We start from the raw sequence: 14322 nt of genomic DNA on the forward strand, positions 1-14322 counted from the left end.
CGGGCATTGCTTTATAGCGTCGATCCCTGCCGGGATCGTGTGGCGTCTACCGGCCATTCAGCTATCCTCTCGTTGCGCAGATGCCGCCCGTGACAAATCGAGGTCCGGGCGTTCCTGCCGTGCGCGATAGATCCATGAGTTGACGGTCGCGACGCTCCGCTCGAACCGCTCCGCGATATCTTTGGCTGCGAGGCCCTCCCGCCTGAGCCGGGCCAATTCCTCCGGGCTCGGGCGCTCTGGGGTCGCGATCAAGTTCAGCTCGCGCGCCCGCCGCAGGTGCCGGTCGAGCGTAGCAACCGACACATTCAGTTCTTCGGCTGCGCGGCTGCGCAATGGGCGGGTGCCTTCGTCGCGTAGCCGCATCCAGACGCCCGCGGCGCGCTCAACCTGGCGCGTCAGGTCTGAGCTGTCGGGGTTAGCTTGGCCGAGCGCGGCCAGGGCCGGAAAGAGTTTCATTGACCTCGGACCGGAATCGTGCCTCTGCGAGATCGCGAATGCCGCGAGCGCTCGCAGGGGCAACTTCCCGAGCCGCTCGCCTGTGAGCGCTACGGGCTCGGCGTCCGGGAGACGCTCGACGGCGATGTCAAGAATCTGGCGGCGACCCGGGCAGCGGAAGCAGTATTTTTCCGAGCTCTGATTGGATGCAGGAGGCGCCGATCCGGTGACTGAGTTCAGATCAATGGCGCAATACTTTATATAGGAGCTCAATTCCGGGTGTGCCAAGCTGAATCCCCGAGCCTTGACGATGGTTCGCTGGGCGGAGTTCTCGCATGTTATTCACTCATCCATACCGAGCCACCGCGCATCGGCGCTGCGCTCACCGAGTTCGCTCGTTGTATCCCGCCGGATGGCGAGCCGGTAATGGGGTTCTTTACCTGCTCAAAGTTGGTTCCGTTCGAGCACGCGGTCACCACGGGGTGCTACTTGCCTATCAATCTATTAACCTCTGAGGCGGGGCGGCAGGGCTTATGGTCACCCACGCTGAACCGGACCGGACCGACTATGCCGATCGCATGGCGCTATCCTCGCTACGCGCACCTGACTGGCTCTGTTAAGAAGGCGACCGTTTCGCCGGAACTGAGAAGTGCGACGTGTGAAGTTGGGGCCACCTACTGAGCGTCTCTATTGCCTTGCCGCTTTTGGCGACTGGTATGGGGCGTGCCTTACAGCCGCACTCCATTCCCTTGTTGGTGCGAGAGACCTTTCCGACGGCCGAAGGCCATCCACCCTTCCGTCTTCGGCTAAGCTTCAACCGTGGTTGAACCCTCTGCGATCGTGCCGACGAAGGTCTCCGTGCAGCCCGATGTTCGCGTTCTCGGGGCCCGCGAACATAATCTGCAGGATGTCAGTCTCTCTGTACCGCGCGATGCAACGGTCGTGTTCACCGGGGTGTCTGGATCGGGAAAGTCCTCGCTGGCGTTCGGGACGCTCTACGCCGAGTCGCAACGACGCTATTTAGAGTCGGTGGCACCGTACGCCCGCCGTCTGATCGATCAGGCGGGAGTGCCCGATGTCGACTCGATCACGGGGATGCCGCCTGCCGTTGCGCTGCAGCAGCAGCGCGGTGCCGGCAACGCACGATCGACCGTGGGCAGCATCACCACGTTGTCGAGCTTGATACGAATGCTGTACTCGAGAGCGGGGGACTACCCGGATGGGCAGCCGATGTTGTATTCGGATGACTTCTCCGCGAACACGGTCCAAGGAGCCTGCTCGGAGTGCCACGGCATCGGCCGCGTGTACACGGTGAGCGAGCAGCAGATGGTCCCGGATCCATCGCTCACCATCCGCGAACGCGCCATCGCTTCCTGGCCGACCGCGTGGCACGGTCATCAGCTGCGCGATGTACTGGTTGCTCTCGGTTACGATGTCGATGTGCCGTGGCAGGACCTGCCGCGAAAGGACCGGGACTGGATCCTATACACCGACGAGACCCCGTTCGTTCCGGTCCACTCCCGGCTCACCCTCTCCGAGTCCAAAGCTGCGATCGAAGCAGGTGCGGAGCCGAGCTACTCGGGCACGTTCGTCGGGGCTCGTCGGTACATTCTGGACACGTTCGCGAACACAAAGAGCGCATCGATGAAGCGGCGCGTCGCGCAGTTCCTCACCGCTGCGATCTGCCCGGTCTGTCATGGCAAACGGCTGAAGCCCGAGGCGCTGTCCGTCACGTTCGAAGGATTCGACATCGCCGAGTTCTCCCAACTGCCGCTTCGGGAACTTGTCACGACGCTCTCGGGTGTCATCGCACGCACGGAGGAGCAGGAGGCCGCTTCTTCTGGGGCGGTCTCTCCACGAGCCGCACGGGAAGAGCGAATCGCTGGTGGCGAGTCGCCGCAGGCCTCGGCGTCGGATGTGCGACCCACAGTGCGTCCCGCGCCAGAGAAGCGTGCCGCTGCGGTCCAGCTCGCATCAGGGGTGCTGCAGCGGCTTCGTCCACTGGTCGATTTGGGGCTGGGCTACCTTTCATTGAGTCGGACGACGCCGACGCTGTCTGGTGGTGAGCTACAGCGGATACGGCTCGCGACACAACTCAGCTCTGATCTGTTCGGGGTGGTCTACGTCCTCGACGAACCATCGGCGGGGCTGCATCCGCAGGATGTGACGGCGCTCCTCGGGATCCTGGATGGGCTCAAGGGGCGCGGGAACAGCCTGTTTATCGTCGAACACTCCGTGGCTGTGATGCGGCACGCGGACTGGCTGGTCGACATCGGCCCCGGTGCCGGTGAACACGGCGGCCGAGTGCTCTACAGCGGCCCGCCCGACGGGCTCGCCGATATCACGGAGTCGGTGACACGCGGATACCTATTCGGCGGCCGCGGTCTCCCTCTTCGCACACCCCGTGAGGCACGCAGCTGGCTGCGCCTGGAGAACGTGACGCGGAACAACCTGCACGACCTCACGGTCGATATCCCGTTGGGTGTCTTCACCGCGGTTACGGGCGTGTCCGGGTCCGGCAAGTCGAGTCTGGTCAGCCAGGCGCTTCCGTCGCTGCTTGGCGATCGCCTTGGCCAGGCCGTCCCGGCCGATGACGAGCCGGTCAGCGACGAGTCACTGCTCGCGGATGCGCCGGAACGTCTCGATGGACGCGTCGCCGGGCCCGTCACCGGTGTACGCCGGCTGATCGTCATCGACCAGCGGCCCATCGGCCGGACGCCGCGGTCGAACGTCGCCACCTACACCGGGCTGTTCGACCATGTCCGTCGTCGATTCGCAGATACCCCGGAAGCTCGTTCCCGCGGGTACAAGCCCGGCCGATTCTCCTTCAATGTCGCCGGTGGGCGCTGCCCGACCTGCGAGGGCGAGGGATCGGTGATGGTCGAGCTCCTCTTCCTGCCTTCCGTGTACGCCGAATGCCCCGACTGCCACGGCACCCGATACAAGGCGTCAACGCTCGAGATCACGTGGCGGGAGCGCACGATCGCTGACGTGTTGTCGATGAGCGTCGAGGAGGCGAACCTGTTCTTCGTGGGCGATGAGGAGATCACGCGATCGCTGGCCGCTTTGTCGGACGTTGGACTCGATTACCTCCGACTGGGTCAACCGGCAACGGAACTCTCGGGGGGTGAGGCCCAGCGAGTCAAGCTGGCGACCGAGTTGCAGCGTGCGCAGCGTGGGGACACGCTGTACGTATTGGACGAGCCAACGTCCGGGCTCCACTGCGCCGACACGGATCGTCTGATCGCGCATCTGCAGACGCTGGTCGATGCGGGCAACACGGTCGTCGCCGCGGAGCTGGACATGCGCGTTGTCGCGATGGCCGATCACGTGATCGATCTTGGACCCGGCGCGGGCGACGCCGGCGGGACCGTGGTTGCCGCCGGTACGCCCGCCTACGTCGCGGACAAGGGCGTCGGTGCTTCCGCGGGCTACCTTGCCGCCGCACTGCAGGCAGGCCCCAACGTGACCCCAATGTGACGAGTGTGTCGCTGTGCGATCTGAACATCGCACAGCGACACACTCGACGAGGTCGTAGTCTCAGGCGGGGAGCTTAGAGGCCAGGACGTCCAACTTCTCGATCGTGGGATCGATGAACAGTTTGCCGGCCAGAATCGCGGCTCACCCCCCCCGCCCGCGATTGGGAGACACGCCCTAGCTCTGGGCCTCGCCGAGGCGCGCTTCGGGCGTGAGCTCGGCGCGGAGACCGCCGCCGGTCGCAGCCCAGGCAAGAGCGCGACCCAGCGCAGGTGCCTGCTTGAACAAATTGTGACCGGCCACAAAAAGGACAGAGCCTGCCTCCCACACGGCCATGCCGTCCTCACTCCACGGGAGGTCGGTCACCCAGCAGTGAAGGAATTCGCGCGGCTCTGGGTGGAGACCGGGCAGCGCCCGTGTCACGTATTCGCGTGCGCGTTCGTCCAACGATCGAATCGCCGCCGGGTCGATGAAAGTTCCGTCGTCGCGGACGCCGACGGTGTCGCTGAGTCCGACCGAATAGTTGCTGTTGCCCGGTAGCGGCGTCGCGTAGACGCCGACTTCGCCGAAGACGCCGCTGCTGTCCTGCAGGCACGCGACTCGTGCCGGGGCGGCGGCTTTCACGTCGAAAGTCAGCCTGACGTGTGCGGCAAGGCGAACCGGCAGCGACAGGCCGACGCTGCGTGCCAGGCGGGCGGTTTCGCGGCCGGCGCACACGACCACCTTGGAGTAGACAGCCCGGTCGGTGACGCTGCGCACCTCGACCGTCCCGTCGGCGCGGGTGTCGATGGAGATGACCTCACCGGTGGTGACCGCATCTGCGAGGGCACCCGTGAGTGCCGTGATCGCGGCGCGGGTGCGGATCGCGCCGCCCGACTCGTCGAGCACCGCTGGCCCCGAGTACCCAGCGAGCAGCGGCATCCGCTGGGCGACCTCGGCCGCGTCGATCTCGTGCGCTTCCACGCCGCCGACCTGGTCGAGCACCCGCAGCCGCGCCAGGGCGCTGTCTCCGATCGCCAGGACACCGTCTGATGAGACCAGCTCGGCGTCGAAGTGTTCGGCCCACTCATCCCATACGCCGCGGCTTTCGCGCGCGAAAGCGACGAGTCGCGGGTCGTCGTGGGCATGCCGGAAGATCCGCGACTCGCCTGCGGACTGACCCGTCCCGGGCAAACCAGCCTCGTACAAGCGCACCGGCACGCCCTGCTCCCGCAGCGCGTACGCCGTCGACAGACCGACGATCCCGCCCCCGATCACTGCTACCTCGGGTGAACGCGTCGTGGCAACGCCGTCGTCAGTTCCTGTCATCGCGGTTCCCCGATCTGTTGGTGATTAGCGATAGGCCGCAAGAGAAGGGGCCGCTGCCACGACGTCAGCGGGCTGTGTAAGCCCGAAGTCACCGCGCGCAGCGACCCCTCATTTCTGGGCCAGTTCTCCCGGTCTGTGGTGTCAGGCGGGGAGTTTGGACCCCAGAACGTCGAGCTTCTCGATCGTCGGTTCGCTGAACAGTTTGCCGGTCTGCTCGCCGAGAGCGGTCGCAACTGCGCCGGACAGGTGCGCGTCGCGGCCGGCGTCATCGGGGAACACGTCGAAGATCCCGAATGAGGACGGGCCGAGACGGATCGCGAACCACGCGGTGGTCGCCGGCTCTTCCTCAACAAGCGCGCGGCCGCTGTCAAGGAACTCCTTCACGTCGTCCTCCTTGCCGGGCAACGCGTCAAACCTGACCAGTAATCCCTTGGTCACACTCATGATGTCTCCTCTTCCTTTGTTGTGCTGCCCGCGAGTTGGGACACGATCGCTTCGGAGAACGCCGACAGGTCCTCCGGCGAGCGGCTGGTGATGAGATTCTTGTCGACCACGACCTCCTGGTCGACGACGTTCGCGCCGGCATTGCGCAGATCCGTGCGGATGCTCGGGAAGGACGCCAGGGTGCGACCGGTTGCCACGCCGGCCTCGATCAACGTCCACGGTCCGTGACAGATCGCCGCCACGGGCTTGCCGCTTTCGACGAAGTCGCGGACGAAGGAAACGGCGTCCTTGTCGACCCGGAGTTGGTCGGGGTTCACCGTGCCGCCAGGAAGCAGCAGGGCGTCGTAGTCGCCCACCGAGGCGTCGGCGATCAACCCGTCGACGGTGAACGTGCCCGCTTCATCCAGGTCGTTCTTACGGGCCTTGATCTCGCCGTCGTGGATCGAGAGGACCTCGGTCTGAGCGCCGGCCCGTTCCAGTGCTTCGCGGGGTTGCTCGAGCTCGACGCGTTCGACTCCGTCGGCGGCGAGGATGGCGACTCTCTTGCTCTGTAGCGTCTCGGCCATATCAGTTCGCCTTCTTCTCGGTCGACATGCCGGGCTTGATGAGGACCTTGGTCCAACCCTTGGACCTGGCGTCGAAGTTCCTGTAGGCGTCGGCGGCTTGGTCCAGCGAGATTTCGTGGGAGACGATCCAGGAAGGGGTGGCCTTGCCGGCGGCGATCAAGTCTCGCAGCTGGCGGTTGTACCGCTTGACCGGGGCTTGACCGTTGCCCATGGTCTGCCCCTTGAACCAGTGAGTGCCGAAGTCGATGGCCGCCTTTCCCTGCTTGGCGAGGTCATCCTTGGCTCCGGGGTCCTGGGGGACGAACACGCCGACGGTGCCGATTCGTCCGGTGAAGCGCACCGCGTTGATGAGCATGTTCAGCGTGGCGGCGGTGTCCTCGTTGCCCTGGGGATCGTGGGCCTGGTAGCCCACGCATTCGCAACCACGGTCAGCTCCGAGCCCCATCGTCTCGTCCAGCACAGCCTGCACGGGGTCGACCTTGGAGTCGTCGATGGCAATCGCACCGATCTGCTCGGCCAGCGCGAGCCGGTCAGGATGGCGATCGACCACCATCACCTTTGCTGCGCCCTTGATCGTCGCGGACAGGGCGGCCATCAATCCGACCGGACCCGCCCCAGCGATCACAACGCTGTCGCCGGGCATCACGCCGGCCATCTCGGTGGCGTGGTAGCCGGTGGGGAAGATGTCAGAGAGCATGACGTAGTCGTTCTCCTTCTCCTCCGCATCTTCACCCAGGCGCAGTGCGTTGTGGTCGCCGAAGGGAACCCGGAGCAGCTCCGCTTGGCCTCCGCCGTACGGGCCCATGTCCGCAAATCCGTATGCCGCACCGGCGGCGGACGGGTCAGGCTGCGTGGTCAGGCAGTAATTCGTGAGACCGCGTTCGCAGTTCTTACAGAACCCGCACGAGATGTTGAACGGCAGCACAACCCGGTCTCCGACCCTGACCTTCTCCACGCCACTACCGACTTCGATGACCTCCCCCATGTTCTCGTGACCGAACGTCCGGCCTGCTTCGAAGGAGGTCCGCCCCTCGTACATGTGGAGGTCCGAGCCGCAGATGTTCGTCGTCGTTACCCTGACCAGGACATCGGTGGGTCGCTCGATCTTCGCGTCCGGGACGTCCTTCGTGCTGACCTGACGGGGTCCCTCGTACACCACTGCTTTCATGTCTGCTCCGATCCGCTGGTGTTGCTCGATAGTTCTTCCAGGGGGGGGGGGGGGCGCTAACGATGTCGGTCCCTCCGGGATACACACAACGCTCCTAGAGGCCACATGTCAAGGAGGTTTACCTGACGATCGCCCGACTCCTTGTCGTTGAAACGTCCACCGAAACCAGGTTCTAAAGCACGTTTGAACCGCTCTGGGTGTGATGGAGACTCACTTTATTTGATTCCCAGCCGCCGATCGGCGGCTGTTTGGCCAGCATGGAACGCTTCATCGAACTCGACTGGTGGGACGCCGCCGAGGTAGCCATGGAGGCGTTGCGTGTTGTGCCAGTGCACCCAGCCGAGGGTCGCCAGTTCGAGATCTTCGACTGTTCGCCAGGGTCCGGATCTGCCGGGCCCGCGGACCAGTTCGGTCTTGTAGTAGCCGTTCACCGTCTCGGCCAGGGCGTTGTCATACGAATCCCCGACGGTTCCAATCGATGGTGTCGCGCTGCGCGGCGTTCCCGTAGCGGATCGACGTGAATTGAGCCCCTACGTTGCTGTGACATCGCAAACCCTCGTGATGGCGGCCTCTCGACTAGCGGGCCATCTCAATCGTGTCGAGGACCATCTCAGTACGCATATGTGACGCGCACCGCCACCCCACGATCATCCGGCTGAACGCGTCGATGATGAAGCAGACGTATGCGACCCCGGCCCAGGCCGGCACGAACGTCAGGTCGGTGACACAGAGCCGGTTCGGCGCGACCGCGGTGAACTCCCGCTTCACCGGGTCAGGATGCCGCGCCGAGGTCGGATCGGGCCGTGTGGTCTTCACCCGCTTCGACCGAATCGCCCCCTCGATACCTACCGCCCGCATAAACCGGCCCGTCTGGTCCCGACCGATCTCGCTCCCGGCGCGCCGAGCCGCCTTCCAGAGCTTCCGGACCCCATAGACGCGGTAATTGTCTTCCCGGACTTCGACAAGCTCAGGGATCAGGACAGCGTCGCTGATCGCCCGCGCTGACGGAGCACGATCTTTCGCGGCGTAATACGTGCTCGGAGCTACGCGCAACAGGCTGCAGATGGGCTCGACTCCGAGCGGGCGACCCTCGATGACGTTGTTCTTGTTCGCGACGATGAACGCGACTACTTCCGATGTTGGCGGTCGAGCTCCGCCCCGAAGAAAGACGCCGCTCTCTTCAAGATCTCGTTGGCTCGCCGCAACTCACGAACCTCTTGCTCCAGCTCTCGCACCCGACAGGCCCCCGCCGTCACCCCGGCAACGTGACCGTCATCAACATCCGCTTGCTTGACCCAACTCCGGACGGACTCGAGCCCGTAACCGAGCTGCGTCGCCACGCGCCGCACCGTCCCGTGATCGGTTCCGAGCTCCGCGCGCAACGTCCTGACCATCCGCACCGAAGACGCCTTCTCCTACGGCGAATACCTACGCCCCGTCGACCCACCAGATCCCTGCTTCGACACCATGACTCCATCCTCGTTTCCAAGCTCAAGAGCCTCCAACAAACTCAGAGCGGTTCACGTGCATCAGACTCATACTTCGGACTTCGGCTCGATGTACTCGCTTCCCAGGAAGCGAAATTACGTGTGTGAGGGGGAAGTGACCGAAGACCTGAGTCAGCGCGATGCGTACTACCGTGGCGAGACGGTTTGATGCCTGCTGCTCATGTTAGGGGCGCGCCCACTTTGGCTCTCCGTCTCTGAGAGGTCTGCTTGGTGCTGCAGCAGATTGCGTTTGTAGCTCATGAAATCACTTGACAGTTTCCTTTCGGTGTTTGTAGTGTCCGTGTCCATCACGGGCAGATCACAAACTTCTCACAAACGGCAACAGGTGAAAGGCCAATAGGTTGGTCCACGTTGGTCGGTGGATCCTGTACGGAGGAAAAAACCAGGTGAAACCGGACTGTAGAGGGAGCGCCAACTGCTCTTGAAAACAAGCACTGGGTAACCCCCAGTCAGGGGTTCAAATCCCCTACCCTCCGCCATCTTCCCGGGCCCGTCGCCGAGCGGCGGGCCCGTTCTGCGGGCTTGCGCGCGAGGCCTGAGGCGCGTGCGCGGCGCATCCGGGCGTCAGGCTCGGGCGTCGTTCATCGCCTCCTGCACCAGGCGCCCGAGTTCCTCCGCGCTCTGAAAGCGCACGCCTTCGCGGTACGCGTCGTCGATCGGAGCGCACGCGCCGCTTCGCTCCCGCTCTTCGGGGGAGATATTCGCCGAGGTGGGCGGCGCGACCGCGTATCGGGAATACACCGAAACCGACTTCGACCCTTTCGTGTATTGCTTCCAGTTCCGGACGCCCGCCCATGCGTAGAGTTCGTCGAGCGTCGGCCGGCTGCGGAGTTCATCCGCGGAGTACACATCGTATGTCGATCGTTCGAGCCCATCGAGAATGGCTTCCCCGAGAACCACCGGGCCCTCGAGGCCGGCCAGCACGATGGGAAAGCCGTCGGAAATCCACGCTCCCGTATGGGGCTGCGAATACGTTTCGATGAACACGCGGCCGTCCGGTCGGAGCATGATCGAGGCGTTGTGGGGGTGTACGGGGAGACTTCCGGCGTCCATGTGACACCTTTCTGCTTTGCTTGGTGAATTGATGCTTCGTGCGATGTCAGGCACGGGCGACCTTCATCGCCTCCTGCACCAGTCGCCCGAGTGCTTCTGCGCTCTCGAAGTGCACGCCTTCGCGGTACGCGTCGTCGATCGGAGCGTACGCGCCGCTTCGCTCCCGCTCCTTGGGGGAGATGTTCGCCGAGGTGGGCGGCCCGACCGCGTATCGGGCGTACACGGAAACGGCCTTCGACCCTTTCGTGTATTGCTTCCAGTTCCGCGCTCCGGCCCATTTCAGCACCTCCCGAACGACCGGATCGTCGCGCGGATCGGGTTCGGGAATGACGCGCCAGGAGGATCGTTCCAGGGCATTGAGAATCGCCGTGCCCAGAGCTTTTGCGTCCTGGATATCGGGAACCACCTCAGGAATGCCGTCCAGAGTCCAGGTGCCTTGTATCGGGCGTGAGTACGGTTCGATGAATACGCGGCCGTCCGGTCGGAGCATGACCACGACATTGTGGGGGGTTACCGGGAGATCTTCAGCGTCCCCTTCCCCCACGCGTGTCGCGGCCCGCTCGATCCCCGAATCGGCGTCATCCGCCGCCGCATCGATGCGCGCGCCCTCCGCGGCGAGGTGCCCGGGTTCGACGTGGATGCGCATGAGGGGAAGCTAACGGAAGGCGGCTCGCATCTCCGGTCCGCTCCCAGTCAGTGGGCCGGAGCGTCTCGGCGCCGGTGCGCTCGCAGGGCGGGACAGGGCCGCGCCGGGCCGGGCCGGCTCGGAACCCCTGACGAGCGGCGCGACGAGGATCGCGCCGGCGCGACGAGGATCGGGCGGCCCGACCGACCGACCACCACCCCATCGACGCGCCGCCGCGCGCGAGACTACGCGCGCACCCGCTGCCGAGCGGCGTACGCCGCCTCGGCGTTGCGCCGGCTCTCGGCGAGCGCTTCGTCGAGGGTGCGACGCTCCGGGCGCCGTTCGAGCATCGCCGCGACCGCGTCGCGCACCTCGGCCGCCGTCGCCTCGTTCGGTGCGAGCGCGACGGCCAGGCCGGCCCGTTCGAGCGCCTCGGCGCCGGCGAACTGGTCGGTGGAGAAGGGGAGCACGACGAGCGGGGCGCCGAACGAGAGCGCCTCGGTCACGCTGTTGTTGCCGCCGTGCGTCACGGCGACGGCGGCGCGTTCGAGCAGCGTCACCTGCGGCAGGAACTCCTGCACGAGCCAGTCGGCGGGAATCTCTCCGAGCGCCGCGCGATCCGACGACCCGTGGGCGATCGCGGCCCGCACGCCGAGCTCGCGCAGGGCATCGGCCACCGTGCGGAGCACGTCGGCGCGCACCGAGAGGAAGCTGCCGAAGCTGACGTACACGAACGGCGTCTCGCCCGCGTCGAGCCAGCGCCGCACCGCGTCGTCGGCCTGCTCGGGGCGCAGCGACGAGCCGATGCAGGTGTGCGGGGGCAGCATCGCGCGGCGCCACTCGGGCACCAGCTGCTCGGGGTAGTTGTAGACGAGGTGGTCGCCGTGCTCCGCGAACGCGTCGGTCGTGGGCGGCGTCGCGGGGTCGAGCTCGGCGAGCGCGCGGTTCCACTCGTCGGTGAACGAGGCGCTGACGCGCGCGCAGAGCGCTCGCAGATCGTCGAGCTGCTCGGCGCTCGGGTCGAAGGCCGCGGGCCACGCCGACGGATACCCGTACAGCTCTCCCGCCTCGGGCAGGGGCAGGGCGGTGGGGTGGCCGAGCACCATGTCGATGTGGTCGATGCCGCCCGCGCGCAGGGCGAGTCGGGCGCTGAACGCGAGGTGATCCACCACGATCTCGTCGGGCTGCACCTCGGCCACGATGTCGAGCACCCGCCGGGCCGTGTCGACCGGGCGCCACATGAGATCGTGCAGTCGGGCCCGCGCCTGGAACGCGAGCGTCTCGACCATGCCCGCGCGCGTCGCGTCGAAGAAGCCGCGCAGCACGTCGTCTTCGCCGCGGGGCTGCTGCTCGGCGCGGATGGTGCCCGGGTTGGAGCCCTTGCCCAGGCTGAGCGGCACCTGCTCGTAGCCGAACGACTCCACGATGTGCGCGGTGGCCGGGCCGGTGGCCACGACGACGCGGTGGCCGTGGCCGCGCCAGACCTGCCCGATCGACGCCAGCGGGTAGAGGTGCGACGCGTAGTCGGGGCTGATGATGAGCAGGGTCATGCGTGCTGATCCGATTCTGTGCTGAGCGGTGCGGTGCGGCGGCGCCCGTGCGCGGCGCGGTAGATGCCGGCGAGGGTGCGGGCCATGGTGTGGATGGAGAACCGTTCGGAGACGAGGGCGCGCGATGCGGCGGCGCGGGCGTCGGGCTCGTCGGCGGCGCGGGCGAGGCCGGTGGCGATCGCGGCACGCAGCTGCCCGACGTCGGAGGTGTCGACGAGCACGCCGGTGCGGCCCGATTCGACGTACGTGGCGGGGCCGCCGCGCAGGGGCGCGATGACGAAGACGCCCGCGGCCATGGCTTCGAGGATCGCCAGCCCGAACTCCTCCTTCATGCTGCCGCAGACGTAGACGCCGTGGGGCGCTGCGAGCCCGGGGATGCCGAAGCGCGCTGCGGCGACCCAGCGCGCCGCCGTCTCGTTGGGGCGGTGGCCGACGAGCAGCAGGCCCTGCGCCGCGCGTTCGGCCGGATCCACGAGGGCGTCGATGCGCGCGATCTGCTCGGCCTCGTCGGCGGAGGGTCGTGCGAGGTTGCCGCCCACGATCAGCAGATTGCAGTGCTCGCGCAGCTCGGGGTCGGCCCACGCCTCGACGATCGACGACATGCCCTTCACGCGGTGCAGCCGCCCCACGCTGATGAGCAGGGGCAGCCCCCGGCGGTGGGCCGGGAGCCCGCGGAGCAGCTCGGCGAGTTCGGCGAGCAGGGGCTCGGGGTCGGCGCCCTGCGCGACGGCACGGGCCTCGTCGACCGCCGCGTCGATGACGCCGACGTCGATGCCCTCGGCGACCGGGGTGTACTGCGCGGCGTCGTCGATCTCGATGCCGACGAGTCGCTGCAGGTCGGCGCGCAGCCGCTCGCGCGGCATGAGCACCGTGTGGTCGGCGCGCCGGGCGAGGTCGCGCACCAGGCGGGCGCGGAACCAGTAGCGGTCGCGCGCGTCGTGCTCGCCGAAGTTCTGCCGCGTGAGCACCCCGGAGTGCTCGAGCGATTCGATGAGCGCGTGCGGGTCGGGGGCGGCGGTGAAGATCACGGGGATGCCGAGCGCGTTGGCCACGTCCCACGCCGCGAAGGTGCCGACGTCGGCCATGCGCAGGTGGATGGCGTGCACCGGGCCGTGCTCGACGAGCGCGCGGGCGATGCCCCGGCGTGCGGCGACGAAGTTCGACCACGTGTCTTCGACGCTCGCGGCGGCGACGGGCAGGTGGATCGGCGCGTACGCGTGCCGGCTCGGCTGGTCGGCCGCGGCAGTGGCGGCGGGGGTGCAGTCGACGTCGGCTCCGCGCGAGAGGGTGAGCACGCGGCCCACGGTCGCAGGTGCGGCGCCGCTGCGGTCGCTCCGGCCGCCGCCAATGGAACCGCCGATGGGGCCGCCGCAGCTGGGGGCGTCGCCGATGAGGGCGTCGCCGAGGCGCACGAGCAGCGTGGCGATGCCGCCGTTGTTGTCGCTGCCCACGGTGCGGAGACCGGCGTCGATGTCGGCTCCGAGGAACAGCTGGGCGATGGTCAGCTCGGTATCCGCCGCGCTGCCCGGCTCCGCCGTCGCGACGGCGTCGCGCTCGCGGGCGTCGCGCTCGCGGGCGTCGCGGTGGCGGGCGTCGTCGAGCGCGTCGCGAGCGGCGTCGCGCACCACTGCCTCCTCGCTCGGGTCGTGCGCCGCGCGGTCGAGGTGGGGCAGTGCTCGCGGGTCGCGGATCAGGCCGAGTGTCTCGGTGAGCCGCCTGCGCACGGGCGCGGCGGTATGCGTGCGCAGTGCTTCGCTCAGGTGCGCGACGACGGCTTCGGGCGCATCGTCGCCCCACGCCTCGAGGGTGCGCTGGGCGATCATGCCGCCGAATCCCCCCGCGATGACGAGGTCGACGAGCGGGGGGATCGCCGCGGTGCGCGGGCGTCGGCGCGCGAAGGCCCATGCTGAGTGCTCCCGCAGGAAGGGGCGGGCGTCGCGGAGCGCAGCGTCGAGCACATCGGACGCGCGCTCGTCGTCGACGTGGGAGGCTGCGTGCACGGCCGCGATCGCCACGGCCTGGTCGTCGCCCGCGATTGCGGCGCGCAACGCTTCGAGACCGTCGGGGTCGTGCGCGGCGGCGTGCGCGAGCCGCTCCTCGTGCTGCATCACCTGCGTGAGCGTACCGGTGTGCAGCATCTCCCGCACCTGCTCTGCGACTGCCATGCGGCACCTACGATCTGGAGGTC

General features: G+C 67.1%; 10 protein-coding genes and 1 pseudogene. 1 reads left to right on the forward strand and 10 read right to left on the reverse strand.

The window, feature by feature from the left end:
- Positions 1 to 57: 57 nt before the first annotated feature.
- The gene (locus BLT44_RS15195) at positions 58 to 723 is read right to left on the reverse strand and encodes a sigma factor-like helix-turn-helix DNA-binding protein (protein ID WP_143025992.1); all 666 of its coding nucleotides are present in this window, start codon (positions 721 to 723) and stop codon (positions 58 to 60) included.
- A 531-nt stretch (positions 724 to 1254) separates the two neighbouring features.
- Between BLT44_RS15195 and BLT44_RS05200 the strand changes: the two genes are divergently transcribed.
- The gene (locus tag BLT44_RS05200; protein WP_029608063.1) at positions 1255 to 3915 is read left to right on the forward strand and encodes an excinuclease ABC subunit UvrA; all 2661 of its coding nucleotides are present in this window, start codon (positions 1255 to 1257) and stop codon (positions 3913 to 3915) included.
- Between the two features lie 174 nt (positions 3916 to 4089).
- On the opposite strand, the gene BLT44_RS05205 is transcribed toward BLT44_RS05200, so the two are convergent.
- The 9 genes and pseudogenes from BLT44_RS05205 to BLT44_RS05250 all read right to left on the reverse strand — a co-directional run bounded on the left by BLT44_RS05205 (position 4090) and on the right by BLT44_RS05250 (position 14299).
- Entirely contained in the window at positions 4090 to 5220 is a 1131-nt protein-coding gene (locus BLT44_RS05205; RefSeq protein ID WP_176783269.1) for an NAD(P)/FAD-dependent oxidoreductase, read from the reverse strand.
- Positions 5221 to 5361: 141 nt separating this feature from the next.
- A complete protein-coding gene (locus tag BLT44_RS05210) occupies positions 5362 to 5664 on the reverse strand; it encodes a putative quinol monooxygenase (RefSeq protein WP_010155117.1) in 303 nt (100 codons plus the stop codon).
- Positions 5661 to 6230: a type 1 glutamine amidotransferase domain-containing protein gene (locus BLT44_RS05215; RefSeq protein ID WP_010155116.1), complete on the reverse strand. Its 570-nt coding sequence runs from the start codon at positions 6228 to 6230 to the stop codon at positions 5661 to 5663. Before BLT44_RS05215 ends, BLT44_RS05210 begins: the two co-directional genes overlap by 4 nt.
- Position 6231: 1 nt before the next feature.
- A complete protein-coding gene (locus tag BLT44_RS05220; protein ID WP_029608062.1) occupies positions 6232 to 7398 on the reverse strand; it encodes a glutathione-independent formaldehyde dehydrogenase in 1167 nt (388 codons plus the stop codon).
- A 215-nt stretch (positions 7399 to 7613) separates the two neighbouring features.
- Positions 7614 to 8867: pseudogene (locus BLT44_RS05225) on the reverse strand (IS3 family transposase).
- A gap of 603 nt (positions 8868 to 9470) precedes the next feature.
- Entirely contained in the window at positions 9471 to 9959 is a 489-nt protein-coding gene (locus BLT44_RS05235) for a hypothetical protein (protein ID WP_010155111.1), read from the reverse strand.
- A 46-nt stretch (positions 9960 to 10005) separates the two neighbouring features.
- Positions 10006 to 10605, reverse strand: a complete 600-nt coding sequence (locus BLT44_RS05240) for a hypothetical protein (RefSeq protein ID WP_010155110.1) — start codon at positions 10603 to 10605, stop codon at positions 10006 to 10008.
- Between the two features lie 224 nt (positions 10606 to 10829).
- The gene (locus BLT44_RS05245; protein ID WP_010155109.1) at positions 10830 to 12134 is read right to left on the reverse strand and encodes a glycosyltransferase; all 1305 of its coding nucleotides are present in this window, start codon (positions 12132 to 12134) and stop codon (positions 10830 to 10832) included.
- On the reverse strand, positions 12131 to 14299 hold the full coding sequence (locus BLT44_RS05250; protein WP_074689983.1) for a glycosyltransferase: 2169 nt from the start codon (positions 14297 to 14299) through the stop codon (positions 12131 to 12133). The genes BLT44_RS05245 and BLT44_RS05250 overlap by 4 nt, the downstream gene beginning before the upstream one ends.
- Positions 14300 to 14322 lie beyond the last annotated feature (23 nt).

It is taken from the genome of Leucobacter chromiiresistens (genome assembly GCF_900102345.1).
Taxonomy (GTDB): Bacteria; Actinomycetota; Actinomycetes; order Actinomycetales; family Microbacteriaceae; genus Leucobacter; species Leucobacter chromiiresistens.